At 41.4% G+C, this 15,142-nt stretch carries 18 protein-coding genes and 1 pseudogene; 6 read left to right on the forward strand and 13 right to left on the reverse strand.

From position 1 onward, the window contains the following. The first annotated feature begins 92 nt into the window (after positions 1 to 92). Positions 93 to 977 carry a 4-hydroxy-tetrahydrodipicolinate synthase gene (gene dapA, locus FLT43_RS03745; protein WP_087440990.1) on the forward strand — a complete coding sequence of 295 codons (885 nt, stop codon included), beginning with the start codon at positions 93 to 95 and terminating at the stop codon, positions 975 to 977. Positions 978 to 1,124: 147 nt separating this feature from the next. Here the strand turns inward: dapA and FLT43_RS03750 are convergent, their stop codons facing one another. Together FLT43_RS03750 and FLT43_RS03755 are read right to left on the reverse strand one after the other, a co-directional pair. After that, positions 1,125 to 1,514 (reverse strand): FAS1-like dehydratase domain-containing protein, encoded by a 390-nt coding sequence (locus FLT43_RS03750; protein ID WP_087440991.1) that lies wholly within the window; start codon positions 1,512 to 1,514, stop codon positions 1,125 to 1,127. A gap of 92 nt (positions 1,515 to 1,606) precedes the next feature. After that, the gene (locus FLT43_RS03755) at positions 1,607 to 2,518 is read right to left on the reverse strand and encodes a LysR family transcriptional regulator (RefSeq protein WP_087440992.1); all 912 of its coding nucleotides are present in this window, start codon (positions 2,516 to 2,518) and stop codon (positions 1,607 to 1,609) included. 143 nt (positions 2,519 to 2,661) lie between these two features. Here FLT43_RS03755 and FLT43_RS03760 point away from each other — a divergent pair, with 143 nt between their 5' ends. Continuing rightward, entirely contained in the window at positions 2,662 to 3,330 is a 669-nt protein-coding gene (locus tag FLT43_RS03760; RefSeq protein WP_087440993.1) for a DJ-1/PfpI family protein, read from the forward strand. 258 nt (positions 3,331 to 3,588) lie between these two features. Continuing rightward, positions 3,589 to 4,089: a GlcG/HbpS family heme-binding protein gene (locus FLT43_RS03765; protein ID WP_307719688.1), complete on the forward strand. Its 501-nt coding sequence runs from the start codon at positions 3,589 to 3,591 to the stop codon at positions 4,087 to 4,089. Between the two features lie 172 nt (positions 4,090 to 4,261). Here the strand turns inward: FLT43_RS03765 and FLT43_RS03770 are convergent, their stop codons facing one another. Both FLT43_RS03770 and FLT43_RS03775 read right to left on the reverse strand, forming a co-directional pair. Next, positions 4,262 to 4,555 carry an immunity 53 family protein gene (locus FLT43_RS03770; RefSeq protein WP_087440995.1) on the reverse strand — a complete coding sequence of 98 codons (294 nt, stop codon included), beginning with the start codon at positions 4,553 to 4,555 and terminating at the stop codon, positions 4,262 to 4,264. A gap of 6 nt (positions 4,556 to 4,561) precedes the next feature. Continuing rightward, complete coding sequence (locus FLT43_RS03775) at positions 4,562 to 5,434, reverse strand: polymorphic toxin-type HINT domain-containing protein (RefSeq protein ID WP_087440996.1); 873 nt, start codon at positions 5,432 to 5,434, stop codon at positions 4,562 to 4,564. An 826-nt stretch (positions 5,435 to 6,260) separates the two neighbouring features. On the opposite strand from FLT43_RS03775, the gene FLT43_RS03780 reads away from it, so the two are divergent. Both FLT43_RS03780 and FLT43_RS30765 read left to right on the forward strand, forming a co-directional pair. Beyond that, the gene (locus tag FLT43_RS03780) at positions 6,261 to 7,073 is read left to right on the forward strand and encodes a TraX family protein (RefSeq protein ID WP_087440997.1); all 813 of its coding nucleotides are present in this window, start codon (positions 6,261 to 6,263) and stop codon (positions 7,071 to 7,073) included. Between the two features lie 502 nt (positions 7,074 to 7,575). Further along, on the forward strand, positions 7,576 to 7,776 hold the full coding sequence (locus FLT43_RS30765) for an IS3 family transposase (protein ID WP_115057871.1): 201 nt from the start codon (positions 7,576 to 7,578) through the stop codon (positions 7,774 to 7,776). A gap of 71 nt (positions 7,777 to 7,847) precedes the next feature. On the opposite strand, the gene FLT43_RS03790 is transcribed toward FLT43_RS30765, so the two are convergent. From FLT43_RS03790 to FLT43_RS03825, 8 genes are all read right to left on the reverse strand, one after another. Then, positions 7,848 to 8,270 carry a hypothetical protein gene (locus tag FLT43_RS03790; protein ID WP_087440999.1) on the reverse strand — a complete coding sequence of 141 codons (423 nt, stop codon included), beginning with the start codon at positions 8,268 to 8,270 and terminating at the stop codon, positions 7,848 to 7,850. A 222-nt stretch (positions 8,271 to 8,492) separates the two neighbouring features. Beyond that, positions 8,493 to 8,690 carry a hypothetical protein gene (locus FLT43_RS03795; protein WP_087441000.1) on the reverse strand — a complete coding sequence of 66 codons (198 nt, stop codon included), beginning with the start codon at positions 8,688 to 8,690 and terminating at the stop codon, positions 8,493 to 8,495. Between the two features lie 350 nt (positions 8,691 to 9,040). After that, positions 9,041 to 9,481 carry an Imm8 family immunity protein gene (locus FLT43_RS03800; protein ID WP_087441001.1) on the reverse strand — a complete coding sequence of 147 codons (441 nt, stop codon included), beginning with the start codon at positions 9,479 to 9,481 and terminating at the stop codon, positions 9,041 to 9,043. Positions 9,482 to 10,066: 585 nt separating this feature from the next. Beyond that, complete coding sequence (locus tag FLT43_RS03805) at positions 10,067 to 10,486, reverse strand: hypothetical protein (protein WP_087441002.1); 420 nt, start codon at positions 10,484 to 10,486, stop codon at positions 10,067 to 10,069. Positions 10,487 to 10,501: 15 nt separating this feature from the next. Next, a complete protein-coding gene (locus FLT43_RS03810) occupies positions 10,502 to 11,458 on the reverse strand; it encodes a hypothetical protein (protein WP_087441003.1) in 957 nt (318 codons plus the stop codon). An 8-nt stretch (positions 11,459 to 11,466) separates the two neighbouring features. Next, a complete protein-coding gene (locus tag FLT43_RS03815; RefSeq protein ID WP_087441004.1) occupies positions 11,467 to 11,973 on the reverse strand; it encodes a hypothetical protein in 507 nt (168 codons plus the stop codon). A gap of 752 nt (positions 11,974 to 12,725) precedes the next feature. Continuing rightward, the gene (locus FLT43_RS03820) at positions 12,726 to 13,049 is read right to left on the reverse strand and encodes a hypothetical protein (RefSeq protein WP_087441005.1); all 324 of its coding nucleotides are present in this window, start codon (positions 13,047 to 13,049) and stop codon (positions 12,726 to 12,728) included. 187 nt (positions 13,050 to 13,236) lie between these two features. Further along, a complete protein-coding gene (locus tag FLT43_RS03825; protein WP_087441034.1) occupies positions 13,237 to 14,034 on the reverse strand; it encodes a hypothetical protein in 798 nt (265 codons plus the stop codon). Between the two features lie 96 nt (positions 14,035 to 14,130). Here FLT43_RS03825 and FLT43_RS03830 point away from each other — a divergent pair. Continuing rightward, a pseudogene (locus FLT43_RS03830) lies at positions 14,131 to 14,308 on the forward strand (ATP-binding protein); the annotation flags it as partial. 397 nt (positions 14,309 to 14,705) lie between these two features. Here the strand turns inward: FLT43_RS03830 and FLT43_RS03835 are convergent. Beyond that, the gene (locus tag FLT43_RS03835; protein ID WP_087441006.1) at positions 14,706 to 15,062 is read right to left on the reverse strand and encodes a hypothetical protein; all 357 of its coding nucleotides are present in this window, start codon (positions 15,060 to 15,062) and stop codon (positions 14,706 to 14,708) included. Positions 15,063 to 15,142 lie beyond the last annotated feature (80 nt).

Consider the following 15,142-nt stretch of genomic DNA (forward strand, 5'->3'; position numbering starts at 1 on the left):
CGCCATGCTTTACATTCTTGATTACATTCAACCGACGAGAAGCATGTTCATGCATCGTTCATCACTTATATTGAGAAATGGAGTGGATAGCAGTGCTTACCGAAGAGCAATTGCGCGGCGTTATGGTTCCTATCGTGACGCCCTTCGATCGCAGCGGGAATGTAGACTTCGACTCGTTCACAAAACTGATTGCGCGCTTGGTGAGCAAAGGAATTCACGGCCTAATCGTGAATGGAACGACCGGGGAATCCCCGGTAATTGAATCCCGTGAGCTGGAAGACCTCATCCGGACTGCGCGCCAGTCCATCCCGGCAACCCAAGCCATTCCGCTCATTGTAGGGACCGGCTCTAACAATACGTCGGCTACCGTGAGAAGAACCGCGCAGGCCAAATCGCTGGGGGCGGATGCCGCTCTCGTCGTCACGCCCTATTACAATCGACCGTCGCAGCAAGGCATTATCCAGCATTTTCAGGCGCTTGCCGAGGCGGAGCTGCCCGTTATTCTATACGATATCCCTTATCGCACCGGAGTTCAGCTTGAACTGGAGACGATGAAAGCAATCATGAGGATGGATCATGTGATTGGTCTCAAAGAAAGCACAGGCAATTTGAAGCGGCTCGCCGCACTGGCCCGCACGATGACCAAGCCGGTTCTGTGTGGAGAGGACGAACTCTTTTTTGCTTCCTTGTGCTGCGGAGCGGCTGGAGGAATATTAGCCAGCGCGAATCTGGACAGCGATCAGTTCGTGCAAGTGTATGAGCAGTATCAGGCGGATAACATCAATGAATCGCGGCGACTATTCGATCAACTGCTGCCGCTAATTCAGTTTCTCTTTTCCGAACCGAATCCCGCTCCGCTGAAATGGCTGCTCGCGCAGCGTGGACATATCCGTTCCGACCGGCTTCGCCTGCCGATGACCGCGATTAGCAGCGCCGCGAGCAAGAAGGGAACTCGTCTCATCCAAGGGCGTACGTGAAGATAACGTCGAACACAATAATTTTGAACACCAAAAGCCTCCTCGCCCTTCTGGCTGTGGAGGCTTATTCGTGGAGGCTTTTCCATGTCAAGCTAATGTACAATGAATGCTCTGTCCATTCCGACAGCAGCAATCCGGCCGGGAAGCTTAATTCTTGGCATTTTTGTCTCTTATAATTCCATGGCTCGAACCGATGAGCACTTCTTTTCCGTGTTGATTCCTATAAACCGACTTTAATTCGATCTTCTTAAAGCCTTCCAATTGTTCAATCTTGGTTAACGTTACTTCACATGTTATCGTATCGCCAGTAAAAACAGGCCGAATAAATTCACTTATCATCTCTCTTGCGATATAGTTCAGATCACCGCCAATTTTTGTTCCTATACTAGCAGTTAATAAGCCCTGAACCATTACACGTCCTCTTTCATCAGGTTCTACATGATGACTGCCTTGATCCCCTGAAATACGTCCAAACTCCAAAACATCTTCTTTAGTAAACGTTCTTTCCCATGTAAAAACATCATTTATTTGAATCATCCCTTCCCCTCCTTCACATGTAATATTCTGTATTTCAGCCTAACACAGAATTAAATGAATGACCATTCATTTTTCGCCCTTTTCTACGAATCTTACCTTTTAGCAGCATAAGAATGCACATTGGAGTGCTCTGTCCATTCCGACAGCAGCAATCGGGCCGGGAAGCTTAATTCTCTGCTTTTATGAACGATCATTCCGTGCGTTGAGCGGATGTCCGAACCGATGGGGAGCACGTCGAACTCTCCTGCGGCTAGCTCGGCTTGCACCGCAATTTCCGGAATGAGAGCAAATCCAGATCCGCATTTCACGGATTGCTTAATCATATCAAGGCTGGGGAGCTCCAGCGCCTCCTTCACGGCAATCCCCGCCTCCTGCAGCGCTTGGCTCGCTTGCGTATGATACAAGCAGTCGGTCCCGAAGCTGATCAAGACCTCTTGGCTTAGCCGCTCAAGACCTTCCGTCTCCACCTCCCTCATCAGCGCCCGGGAAGCAATAAAAATCAATTTCTCTTCCACCAAGGGATAAAAGATGACGTCATGCCGCTGCGGATCGCGCGGGACCATGCCGAAGTCAATCGCATGCTCCAACACATGATCGAGAATATCCTGATAAAATCCCGCTTCAATCTGCAATTTCACCTCGGGGTACTTGTTCACGAAATACTGCATAAAAGAAGAAAAGCGTGTCAGAAAAAAAGATTCCTGCATGCGAAGATATACCGTGCCCTTCGGCTGCTCCAGCTCATTCATCGCTTCCTCAATCGAAGAGCCCAAATGAACAAATTGATAGGCATACTTCATCATTTTTTCACCGGCGGGCGTAGGCTTTACGCCACGCGGCAAGCGATGGAACAATTTCTGCTTGCAAGCCTGCTCCAGAGACTGAATATGGGTGGTTACTGTCGATTGAACATATCCTAACCGCTCTGCCGCGCGGCTGAAGCTTTTTTCTTCCATCACGGCAATAAACGTTTTCATGACTCTTCCTTCCAGCAATTCTATCATAGGTTCCCTCCTGATATCGAAAAACGAAATACGTTCTATCGTATTTCCTCATGACTGCGATAGCTAATTCCATGATATCATAAATCTCGCAACAATATTACAAATCGATTTCAAAATTCGATAGGAAAGCGAGAGGATGAAAAATGAGTCAAAAACAAGGTTTCCGCTTGGGTGTCTATATTTTCAAAGATGCCGAAGTCGTCGATTATGCCGCGCCATACGGCGTATTTTCGGTAGCGCGCAGGCTGGATCCCGGGCTTGACGCCTTTCTCGTCGCGGATGCCTTAAGACCCGTCCAGACCCAGGCCGGCCTTACGGTCCACCCCAATTACAGCTTCAACGACATGCCGGATATGGATGCCTTTCTTATCCCCGGCGGGTTCGGAACCCGGCAGGAGACCTACAACAAGCGGCTGCACCATTTTATACGCTCCCTGCCCGAGTCGACCTTGCTGACCAGCGTATGCACAGGCTCCTGGATCTATGGGAACATGGGGCTGCTCGACGGGCTGCCGGCGACCAGCCGTAAAGAACCGGATCGGCTGGAAGCTTCCGCCATGGGCAAGGTGCCTATCGATCGCCTTGCCGAACTTGCGCCGGCGTGCACGATCAGCCGGGCACGCATTGTCGATACCGGCCGAATCATTACCGGAGCAGGCATCGCCTCCGGGATGGAAATGGGCTTCCATTTGTTGCGGCGGGCCGGCTATGACGAAGCCTTCATCTCGGATGTAGCCAGAGTGATGGAGTATGGCGAAGCGTATAGCCTGTACAAAGAGGATATCGAATATTTCAATCCAATCGGAAAATAAAAAGAGCTGCCGAACGAAATCGACAGCTTCTACAGCAGCCGTTTCCCGGTATTGAACCGGGGAGCGGCTTATTTACTCGATCACATCTCCATATCCCATTCAAGAATGGAATTCACGCTTTCTGCTCCTTTCAGATAACATCTAACATCTCCCGCATTACAAATCCTCGAATGACTCCGACATCCACAGCAATTCTATCCCTAATCACGTATCTGGGTGAATGACCATACAATACATCAGATGAACATCGGGGAGTGAATGAAGTTGATCAAACTGACATTGGACATGGCGAAGCTGCTGATCGCTGCCGCGGAACGCAAGTCTCGCGAGCTCGGTCTGGCCGAGGTGATCGCTATCGTCGACGAAGGGACGAACCTCATCGCACTGCACCGGATGGATAATGCCCGGATCGCCGCTATCGATATCGCCCTCAACAAGGCATGGACGAGTGCAGCGATGAAAATGCCGACATCCAATCTGTCGGAGGCAGCTCTTCCCGGCGGACCGTCCTTCGGCATCAACACGACGAATCAAGGAAAAATCGTTATCCTGGGCGGTGGCATTCCGCTTGTCAAAAAAGGGAGCATCGTCGGGGGGATCGGCGTAAGCGGCGGCACAAGCGCGCAAGACATCGAAGTGGCCAATGCCGCCGTGCAAGCATTCGAGAGTATCCACGAGCGAGGCGGCTCGCCAATCGGAACGGCACGAATTGGTACGCGCCAGCCAGCTGTTCCCTCGCCTTACTTGATCCGTGAATGAACGGCTCACTTTTCACTGAAGAAAACTTGCACGGCGATAAGGACTCATAAGAAAGCCTCCTTATTTTTGATAATAAAAAGGGCCAATTCCTCAAGCATGTAGAAAACATGCGAGGAATTAGCCTTTGAATAAACTCTTTTGAAAGGCACGAAACCAATCAAGGTCATTTAGTCTAATTATTAATTGATGCCCAATTTTTAAATATCTCCAGTATCTCTCTAAGATTGTTTGGTCCACCGTATCCCTTAAAAGTATTTTCTTCTACAAAACAATGAATCCAATCGTTATTGCTACGTTCTATAATTGTTTTTGTATATTCCATTTCCTCTAGAACGGTATCATTTAAACTAATTTCTACAGACCACCCGGGGTTATCCAATGTGGCAATTCTTAGACCATAACTATGCTCCCAGTCGTTATCGCAGTTCTGTAAAAACCAATTCTCCAACCAAATTAATATATCCATTTTTAATCACCACTTCATAGGGGTTTCTTTCCCTGATCTTCTAGGTTCTCTAACTCCTCCCGGAGTCTTAGGATCATGGACGTGTGGTTCTTTAACCTTTTGCCCAGTTACTTTGTTATAATGACCATCGCCTTTACCAACACCGTCATACCGCTTTACTTGTTCCCACTTATTTGGGTTATTCGTATTAGTTTGTGGTTTATACGTTGAGTAGTTTGTTACACTCCCATTAGAGTCTCGTTTAAATGTAGTGTGTGCTCCAATTGCGGAGTTATCAGGTTTTAAATTGTTTTTTGCTTTTCCAACATTAGACGCCTGGCTAGATCCTCCGCCTCCCCCTGTAGGCGCTCTCATCGGGATACTTCTTATTCCGCCGGCTCCACAATTATGCGTCCATATTTCCAGCTCGGTTACGAAATAATTATGTACTCCTTCGACACGGAAGTTATACACAGTGGTGATGTCGTTCTTAATCTCGATACGATCAATCGGATAAAGTTTGCCTTCTGGATTTTGAAGCAGGTCACCTGCTTTTAGGTGTCTTGCCTCCACCCAACCTTGTCCAGGAATCCAGAACGGATGCTCTTCCGTCGTCGTTATCGTTATTCCTTTGACCGTAATTTGATACGTTTCGTTTGCTTGTCTCTGGAACAATTCAATAACTGCATTATATCCTGTTTTTCCTGTAAGTTCATCCTTCGTCAGTACAAAATCACCGATGCGGATCTCTTCAATCGGCTTGAAGCCTGAAGTCGTTTGTACCGGCGTTCCGGCAGAGAAGCAATGCAAATTACAATTCGCGATGGATTGAGCAGAAGCAAGAGGAATACTCGTAAATGAAAGGATAAAAAATAACATCAAAGAAATAATTTTTTTCATGTTCTTCTCCTTTTTTGCAAAAATTTAATCGGATACTGCGTCCCTGATTGGTCACGGTATGCTATCGTTCATACATTTCATGTTGCTGCTTCGGTTGATATTAAGCAATGTCTTTCCCCCTTAGCTCGTCACACAGCAAAGTTATCTATATAAGGTGCTGGATGACGTATATTCCTTGTCAAAAAATGATGTTTTCGAGTATACCAAAAAATGCCGGCTCGTGTCCTTGTTTTTGAAAATACTTTAAAGATTTGTAATAAACTCCGAAATGATGGGTTCGAAGCAACGACAAGAAGGCTGCTGAGGGAAGCCTGAATGGATTGATTCTCGGGCGGAGCGCTAGGGAAAGGCTGGAGAGTGGGGTGCAATCAGCAGACCAAAACGGCATCAATCAATGGCGTGCCTGTACCGGGTGAACTTATCGACGGTGTGACATACGCTCCTGTCCGTGCAGTTGCAGCGGCGTTGGGTAATTAAGACGATAATGTATAATTACGGTATTCTATTATTCCTAGGATAAGCAAGAAAATATATTACATAATATTAACCTCCAACCAATTCAAACGAAAAGCAAAGAGCCGTGAGTAACTACTCGCGGTCTTTATGTATGTATGAATAAACACAGGAGTTCTGGATATGTTATTGTTCCAATCCACCTGTTCTTTCAATGGTGTAAGTATTTGTAAGGCAAATAAATGGTTGAATATTTCGTTTAAGTTTATAGTAAAGCAATATACCGCTCATAAAGAGAATCGTAATCTGTCATATTTCATTACTTCAAGCATCTCAGATCAATGAATTTGAATTAACTATAGGAGGAAAAGTAATGAAAAAAGGTTTGAATGGTTTTCAAATAAAATTGATTGCCTTATTTTTCATGACGTTAGATCATATCTATGCTAATTTTTCAGTCGTAGCAGATATCCCTATTTTATTCACAATACTTGGAAGAATAGCTGCGCCATTATTTATATTTATGGTAACACAAGGGATGAGACATACTCGTAGCAGAGAGAAGTACTTACTTCGTTTATGGGTTGGATCTGTGGGGATGAATGTAGGAAATAATGTTTTAAACTCATTATTCCCAAGAAGCGATGGTGCAGTGCTATTTGCTAATATATTTTCTACTATGTTTGTAATCTGCCTTCTCATTTATGGATGTGAAAAAATTATCGACTGTTTTAAAAATAGAAATTATAAAAAGGTTGTTGGTTTTTCTCTTTTAACTTTGCTTCCCTTCATTGGTTCAGGTTTATCACTCCTTTTGATGAGTCATATGGAAAATCCAACTATGTTATTGTTATTCAAATTAATTACTACCACTATCCCTTCCATATTGTTCGTTGAAGGTGGTTACATTATTGTACTTCTTGGTATTGGATTCTATTTATTTGGGAAAAATGCAAAGAATACTGGTATTTATTACCTCTTATTTTCAGCACTTATTTTTATAAGCCAAGTAGATATTTCTTCTTTTCAAGCATTGCTTCAGAATAATCAATGGTTCATGGTTTTAGCTTTACCTTTCTTACTACTTTATAATCACGAAAAAGGTAAAAGCATGAAATATTTATTTTATTTCTATTACCCATTGCATATATATATTTTTTGGATTGTATCTACATTTCTAGTCTAAAAAGAGTCTTAAAAACTGATCATTTCGATAAGCAAATACCCTTCGAATAAATGGGAATTACCTAAGTTAACTGCTTTATTACCAGAAACGGTAATGGTTATTTAAGTTTAGAACAAAGGAATGATTTGCCAACCCTTTTATGAATAAGGAGAAACGAAGAGAGTGATATGCTCCCCTTAAGTAGACAGGTGAAATAATAAAACCTTCTGCTTTAGAACACTCACAACAGAAGTTATTCTACGGAACTCAAGCTCCAAGCCGTAAAAGATTATCTATCCGGGGAGTTCACGTAAAGTCGAGTTATTCATCTTCATGACAAATCATCATCTCTTATGTGTTTGGACGTTCCAATAATAATTCTCTCGTATTTCAGACAATGAAACAGGCATTGCAAAAAGCTCCAGGAAGCAAGCCCTTGTTTCATAGCGACCGGGGTTACCAATATACCTCCTTGGCTTCAAGAAGATCTTGGACGATAACGAAATGACCCAGAGTATGTCCCGTGTTGGACGGTGCATCGATAACGATCCAATGGAATCTTTTTGGGAACTCTAAAATGCGAGAAGTATTATTACATACCTACCATACCTTTGAGGAGCTCGAGGGGGACATCCAGGCCTACATCCACTTTTACAATTACGAACGATTACAGGCAAAACTAAACGGCCTTGTTCCAATGGAATTCAGAACCAAGGCCGCTTAAAGAATTTTTACTTTTTGTATTGTCTACTTGATGGGGGGCAGTTCACATACTTCCTACGGCTCTTGTTTAACTTAGAAAGCTCTAGAGGAAAACTCGAATTGATAACCACTTCCGCCATCATTGGGAACAATGATGTATCTATAGAAGCCTGTATATTTTCCCGGTCTAAAAGATTTTGTTATTTGATTTTTGGTTTTAGTGGTTTTTCCTATCGCGACTTGTTTATTATTTTCGTTATAGATTTTTATTGTCATTCCTACACCGTCTTTATCCCACAAATGGTAACGGATTTCATTTCCGAAACTAGGCTCATAATAAAATGAACCTTTATACTCTCCCTCATCTGGTATTTCATCTTCGACTATATCCAGTCGATCCATTGTGCTGAAAACTGGAACGGCCTCATTCTGAATAGTCCTTGGCTGCGCAGAAGCAGATAAAACGGGAACTGCAAACAAAGTCAAAGCAGTTAAGGTGAGCAATACCTTTCTCATTTAAACACCCTCCTAAAAAAAGTATAGGTGACTGTAAATGATGGGTTTCTAAGTTTACATTACCATATTTCTGGTAAAAAGAAAACCATAGTATATTGGAGCGCATCATGTCATGGCAACAGCATCGCCAACATGAAGGGGAAATGGATCGGTGGAAAATACACCTGCATTAGGTGTGAGAAGCCCATGTACGACGCATTCGGAAAAAGATGAGCCCCGGCATTATTCCAGGGCTTTTCCTTTACCCACACCCGTTTGATATCGTTCCCCCGTATCCGCATCAACTTGCACTTTTCCTGATTTGGGGTTAAGCGTTTTCCCCATATACCAGATAATAATTCCCGACACAATAAACAAAAAAGCAAGCGGCAGCCGGGAATCTATTGAGTTTAAAACACCCGGGCCCTTCCAAACAATCACAAGAAACTTCCTTTTCTGGTTATGTCTAAATTGAGCCCTGCGCACCGTTCCAGTTTGACATCCATGAGCATTCCCTTCTTTGCATCGTAGCTGGAATACTCGTGCTCAATGCGGTGGCCAAAAGACCATGAGGGTTTTCTGACCAACTAAGTTGTAGCCGATCCAATTGGTTAATTCAGACCAGAGTTTTCCATTGAGTCCCCCCTTGGGGGGAGGTTCATATAAAAGAGTTTACACAAAATCCCTGACAGACCCCGTTTTCTATGCATATTATAAGCTAATTTTACGAAAACCTCGCTTATACAAAATGATGGACAGACCTCAAGATCGAAATATATACTCACTTATCTTTATTCTACTTTGGGTAGAAATCCACTTCCGTTACACGTTGAGCATAATTCTAGTTTGCGAGTTGATTTGTAAAAATCAGCCACTCCACAACTAGGATCATAGTACTCCCAATCTAAATAATAATTTATAGCCAATGCTACTTCTTCCCATGTTTCACGTGCACATGCCTTAAGGAATTTATTTATTTTTTGTTCTACTAATTTTAGATTAGACTCCATATCCTGCTCATGTACAACAAATATTCCTCTTCCACTCACAACACCGTCTTCCAATAAAATCTCATTTAATTTTTGGGGTGTCATAACTCTACAGTAAAATATATCTGCCCCTTCATCATCTTCTGTAGAAATGTTAACATCTACGCCTATAACAAAATTATTGATATCAATCGGTTTTTGTACAAATGAAATGTGCAAATTTTTTAAAACAGGTTTAATCATTTTTTCCACTCCTTTTTGAACTACTCAAGTTGAACATGATAGTTTGTAAGTTGTCTTCCTGATGAAATAAATGTTTCAAAATTCGCTTCATTGGCGCCTTTTCCTTTTTTGTATTGAATCCTCACACGCCCACTACTCGTCCCCTTACCATCAGGCGGCTTCCCATTGGGCTTGCTTGGTTTCTGCGGTGAAGGCGTTTTCGGCGGTGGAAGATTTGACCCTTCGCATGTCTTAGATACTCTACCCAGCGGAGCACGGCTTCAAAAGTTTCCTTTATTTTGAAAAAAATGTGAGAAAACGAAGACAACAAAAAACAGGTCAATCCTGATGCTATCTAATCATAATGAACCTGTTAAATGTAACGCTGTTACGTTATTCAGGGTATAAAATTAAAGCATAAATGTGTGACTAAGCAAATTGGAAAAATCTTTTCTACGGGTATTACATGGTTATATGTGTTATTGATAGAATGAAGGGTTTATTTGGCACTGGGTAACCTCCACCAAAAGAAAAACCTTGAAAGGTAGGAAGCCAATCAAGGTCTTTACTAAAACATGATTTTTAAAACCATTTTCTACTTACTGTTTACTCTAGCTTTCCTGTCTGTTTATCAAGTAATAGACATGAGATTTTCTTCGCTCCCACGAAGTAATACTTTTCATTATTAAAACCTTCTGCAATAAACTTAAAAATATAATTACCGATTTCCACTTCAAATTTGTCAGTTAATTCTTCTATTTCTTTTTGAGTGGCTAATTGAATCACACGACTTGAAGTATCGGTTTTCCATCCAAAAGGGATTGAAACAAAAGATATTTGCTCAAAAGTAATCTCAATGTTAGCCTCTTTTAAGGTATTATCCAACCGACCGATAATTGTTAAATCCCAACCATTGGATAAGGCAACATCAAAATCCATCCAAAGTTCCTTAGAAACGTATTCGTTGATATTCTCAACTACTTGAATTACTTCTTTTTCATTCATTAAGAATCTTTGTTCACTCAAAATTAACACCCCTAATCACGGTAACTGAATATGTGTATCTCTAGCAGCATTTTCATTAAATAATGGGTTTGGACGACCGTCTTTATAAGTTTCCTTTAACGTACTTTCATGATGCCACTTTCCATTGGTATCCATATACTCTGTTCCCTCTCCACGTTTCTGCCTACTCACCCTATAAATGCTTCCAGTTTTTCCGTATTGAGATTCAGCTTCATGTGCTCTAACCTCGTACTTATAATCTCCTTCTGTCCATTTTTCGTTGAATCTTCCAGGCGATTTATCCAAACCTTGTCTTTCTACTGCAGTTTTCAGGAAATCACTTGGGTTATTTGATTTAGACAAATCAATACCTTTACCCGTCCCCTCAGGCTGCTTCCCATTGGGCTTGCTTGGTTTCTGCGGGGAAGGCGTTTTCGGCGGTGGACTATTTGACCCTCCGCTTTTAAACATTTGATAAAGCTCATTGAGGGTTTCACCAGTATTAGATAAACCTTGATACGTTACTCCTGCTCCATGTCCTGCTAAAGCGACGGATTCTCCGGTAACAGCTACGCCTACAGGTGATAATACTGCGGCATACATCAACTCGTACGCCATCTGCTGACCCATCATGAGTCTGGCTTCCGCTTCCATGAGCTGGGCTTCGCCCAGAATAGCCAGCCACGACTTGGATGGTTCTTGCTCCGGCTTTGGCTGCTCGGCCATGTAACGCTCGTAGTTCGCCCTCCAGCGTTGTCTCAGTTCGGATGGAATCTGATGGTAGACCTGCTCCAACTCATTCGCAGACTGAGCCATACGTCGGACATAAGAAGCGATATCGTTCCATGATGCGGGTGTTCCTAACTCACGCGCACTTGTAAATACCTTGCCCAGCAGCCACTTTCTATAATAGGCATCCTTGGCTTTCTCGTGCTCGTATTGACTGATGAGTCCTTGCATGACCAGAATGGCCAGATATTTCAGCGGATGCAACCCGCCTTTTAGACTTCTATTATTGTTTCAGTATATTTTTTGTCATCTAAAAGATTTTCGATCCAGAACTTTCGTTGTTCAGCCCCTCCAATATTTATACCGAAATAAAAGGATGGGTCTATAAACAATTCCTGTCCATTAATTAAGTTTAGCTGAATGCTATTACAAATAATTTGTTCTTTATCGTTCAGTTCCATCCCGTTAATGATAATACTTTTAACCGTATTTTTAGCCGACATCGGATCTGTCAATATTATTTGACTTACTGATGTTTTACACGGTTGCATATCCTTATCAATTTCGAACTGATATCGTATTGAATCTACTATCCTCACACTTAGTTTAGAGTACTGCTCAATTGATTCAAATTCGATACATTGATCCCCCACTTCAAAATAATAATACCGCATATCTGGACAGAAGTCCGCAATTCCATCTTCAATATCGACAAAGCCAACTAAGTAAATATCCTGAATGGAATTACTCTTAAAGATACTTATAAGTTTTTCTAGCATAAGAACCTCTCCTTTTTAAGGCACAAATAGAATACTTAAGTCCATACCCTTACCAACAAACGAGACTGTTCCATCATTTCTAATAGTCCGGCTACTGTTGTGATGGGGTGTCCGATCAATTCACCTGATTTGGGCGCCTTCGGATGATTTGAGGCATATTCCTTTCTCATGATTCCATACGTATAATCTTCTACAACTTGTTTGTTGCAACACAAGGATGCTTAGTTTTGCAGCAATAGTTTATGCAGCAAAACTAACTGGTTTTAAATAGAGAAATGGGCATGATAGGCTTGCTGGCCTCTGACTAAAATTGCCTAGAACTGCAGCGTAAAAATGCTCAAGTTGAATGCAAAAAAGCACTTGTCAGCCCGTTTGCTGAGAACTTGACGAAGGAACAACACTATATCCGATTTTTACGCGAAGCAGAAGGGTGCTCGATCCGTGACATCGCCAGACAGATGGGCATTCACTGGAGAACCGCGAAGAAGTACGCCGATCAGCCCAACTGGAACGAATCGATTGGCAGAAGAAAGAGTTAAAGTCCAGTTATGGGGCCATATATGGAGATCGTGGACAAATGGCTGGAGGAAGATCTCCTACTTTCCCGGAAACAGAGCATACCGGCATATGGATCTACCAGTGGCTGAGAGATGAACACCGGTTTACAGGCGGACAATGCCCCCTATTTTTCAAGCCAACTATTTCATTCGAACTTATCCTATGCTGTGTATACGATTACGTCAATTTTGGCTCTACGAAAGTTGAGTTAAATAATCATCTAAGTCATCTCCATCTAATGAAAATAAACATTGATAAACACCTAATTCTTCACCCTCATATTCAACATCTATAAAAGCAGATACAAATTTTATTGGCTCATCAAACGTATAATTAATTGTTAAACTAATTTTACTAATATTGGTTTCCAAAAAATTCATATCTACATTACCGAACACTTCCGAAAACTCATCTGGTTCTTCCTGTTTATAATTTTCCATGTAGTTCCAAAATCCCTTTTTAGTACGTTCAATTATATTATGTATAGAGACCCAGTTCTCAAATTCCTCAGTATTCACTTGTTCATCTCCTTTATGTTAATGTAACCCTTTTCCGAATAGGTCAAAAACAGAACATACTTTTGAAATTTATAGTACCTGGCTATAACTCAATTCACATTCATACGAAACTAAATAGCCAGTCGCCGAGTGATTTTCGACGACTGGCTACAGAATGTGGTTTGATCCCTGTCTACAAATCTTTATATTATTCGGGCAAAGTATACATCACATCAAAAGGATTCTTATCTTCAAAAAAACGAGTATACAATTTTGTCATATCTGCTGCAACTAGGTTCTTGTCACTGCGTATTAAACGCCCTAATTCTACTAATATATTTGCTTCTTTTGGACTGACAATTTTTCTATCTAACATATATTTTGTGCTTTCTGGTGTTACCCACGCCCAATCATTTACCGCTACTTCAGTAGATGGATATCCAAATGAAAATGAACTGATATGTGCATACCTTGAACACAAAGGATGAACAATTAACAAAAATGTTGAGATTACCCCGGAGCGGTAACTTAACCTTTGGAGCGTTTCAACTTCATTAGCGAATGATTCCAGGTGACTAGGTAAATCTCCCCAATCCCTTTTGGCCATTAACACTAAGATTTCAATTGCCACTTCTTTATTTGGAGATTCCGCCAATTTAGTAAAAATTTCATTCATAGTATTGCCAGAAACTGAAAATGCACCAAAACATCTGACTGCTTCTGGAACAATCACTTCCCCTAACGAAACCAATCTTATATACTCGTCTAACAGTTTAGTATCGTTGCTAACATAATGTGGAGACTCGACAATAGTTTCAATTATTTGAGCCTTTATACTGTTATCCTCAACCAAGGGAATCATGCTACTAAGAAAAGTAATACTATCGCCTTCTAGTGCATTTATAGCAGAGCTATTTTTTAATAAATTTAGCGTTTCTACCAAAGTACTATCATAATCTTCTTCTAAACAAAAGTCATATATCGTTGAGATGATTTTTTTGTCCATATGTCTCCTCCAAATATGCTCTTTCATTTCCGTGGGGAATAACTGAATTTGACGCAGATCTCCTTAGACAGAGGCGAAGGTACGTGCCAGACGAGGGCGGAACTCTTGTTCAATGTAATCACGGATTGTTATGAAAGGCAAAGTGATGTCTAACTTGGAATTTGGCCAGTGGACCTCCATCTTTGGGGACACCAAACTCACGTCTGCGCTGGTCGACCGCTTGGTGCACCATGCACACATTCTCTCGTTTACAGGCAGCTTCCGTTTCAAATAAGCTATGGAACGAATCACTTTGTAAGCTTTGGAGGTTGGCAAGTGCCCCTGGCCCTTTTGGCTGCAAAATTGAGCATTTTTCACTTGCAAAAAACAGTTTGTACACAGAACTTATCCTTAACAGTTTATTAGACAGGGTAAAGGCCACCATAAAAAACGTCTTACACATCCTCATATTATTATGGGAAGTTGGCACACAAAGTAAACTCTCGCTATTTTCATGCAAGGTTTGCGAGTAAAAGCTCATGAAGGATTATACGTAGTATGTTTAACTACAATAATTTCCGGGTACACATACGTACCTCATGATTTTTCAAATTCAAAAAAATTATAAAAGCGGTTATCTTAAAGGCAACCGCCATATTTTAGCTTTTATATAATTATTTTGAAATTTTAGTTCACAAAATTTCTTCAATTTCAGATTTAATTCTACTTAATGTATTTTCAAGTATTTCCATATCCAATTCTCCTGCTAAATAGTATAATTTTAACCAGTAAGCATTATTGTCAAGAAAAGTATCGAGCGCTTTTCTAATATTTTCTTCTGTAAGCTCCTTAACAATAATCATTGGTGGCATGGCAGGAAGATATTCGATGTTTTCTTTTTCCATTAATGTCTCAAGGTTTTTGGGAGTACCGACAACTAGAGTATAGGTAAAACCATCATCTAGTTCCACAAAAACGTCAATATTATCATCTTTTATATTTTCTACTTTTTGTAATGAAGTTGGAAAATTAATTCTTTTAATTTTCACTCATATCACTCCTTATTTCCCATATAGTTCTTTTTTTGATTTACCTAGAATCTCCATCTTACTATCCTTCATCCTATAAA

Source organism: Paenibacillus thiaminolyticus, from assembly GCF_007066085.1.
In the GTDB taxonomy this organism is placed as follows: Bacteria; Bacillota; Bacilli; order Paenibacillales; family Paenibacillaceae; genus Paenibacillus_B; species Paenibacillus_B thiaminolyticus.

What these genes read in the sequence shown, in the direction of transcription:
- FLT43_RS03765 (WP_307719688.1), top strand. Translation starts at nt 3,589, where the DNA reads ATGAAGTTGATCAAACTGACATTGGACATGGCGAAGCTGCTGATCGCT.
- FLT43_RS03815 (WP_087441004.1), bottom strand. Translation starts at nt 11,973, where the DNA reads ATGCTAGAAAAACTTATAAGTATCTTTAAGAGTAATTCCATTCAGGAT.
- FLT43_RS03770 (WP_087440995.1), bottom strand. Translation starts at nt 4,555, where the DNA reads ATGGATATATTAATTTGGTTGGAGAATTGGTTTTTACAGAACTGCGAT.
- FLT43_RS03760 (WP_087440993.1), top strand. Translation starts at nt 2,662, where the DNA reads ATGAGTCAAAAACAAGGTTTCCGCTTGGGTGTCTATATTTTCAAAGAT.
- FLT43_RS03755 (WP_087440992.1), bottom strand. Translation starts at nt 2,518, where the DNA reads ATGATAGAATTGCTGGAAGGAAGAGTCATGAAAACGTTTATTGCCGTG.
- FLT43_RS03780 (WP_087440997.1), top strand. Translation starts at nt 6,261, where the DNA reads ATGAAAAAAGGTTTGAATGGTTTTCAAATAAAATTGATTGCCTTATTT.
- FLT43_RS03825 (WP_087441034.1), bottom strand. Translation starts at nt 14,034, where the DNA reads ATGGACAAAAAAATCATCTCAACGATATATGACTTTTGTTTAGAAGAA.
- FLT43_RS03800 (WP_087441001.1), bottom strand. Translation starts at nt 9,481, where the DNA reads ATGATTAAACCTGTTTTAAAAAATTTGCACATTTCATTTGTACAAAAA.
- FLT43_RS03750 (WP_087440991.1), bottom strand. Translation starts at nt 1,514, where the DNA reads ATGATTCAAATAAATGATGTTTTTACATGGGAAAGAACGTTTACTAAA.
- FLT43_RS03790 (WP_087440999.1), bottom strand. Translation starts at nt 8,270, where the DNA reads ATGAGAAAGGTATTGCTCACCTTAACTGCTTTGACTTTGTTTGCAGTT.
- FLT43_RS03775 (WP_087440996.1), bottom strand. Translation starts at nt 5,434, where the DNA reads ATGAAAAAAATTATTTCTTTGATGTTATTTTTTATCCTTTCATTTACG.